General features: G+C 48.2%; 1 protein-coding gene. It reads left to right on the top strand.

Annotated features, from left to right (window positions below; all coding sequences use genetic code 11):
* Window positions 1-278 (top strand): hypothetical protein (locus Q5762_RS38110; protein ID WP_315896895.1); only part of this gene is annotated, 278 nt, incomplete at both ends.

Below are 278 nucleotides of genomic sequence, written 5' to 3'. Positions count from 1 at the left end.
CAGCGATCAGCGCGATGATTTTGTCAACCACATCAGCCTCTGCGGCACTGTATCAAGTGATTGAGGTTGAGCCTCAAACTACTTTTGCTTTTGAAAGTGTTTATGGGGTCGCGATTCAACCGGGTAATGTTGCCAATGATAATCCATTAGGTTGCTTTGCCGATGGGACAACAGATTGTGAATCGTCGTTTAAACTTGCCGGTGAAACTCGCCTTGTCGCCACCCATGCTGGACAAGCTATCGACGGTCTCAGTTACCGTGAAGAAGCACCATTTGGG

This window comes from Streptomyces sp. P9(2023), from assembly GCF_032436795.1.
Classification (GTDB): domain Bacteria; phylum Actinomycetota; class Actinomycetes; order Streptomycetales; family Streptomycetaceae; genus Streptomyces.
The sequence above is the reverse complement of the archived record's forward strand: the minus strand, read 5'-3'. Positions and strand labels throughout refer to the sequence as shown.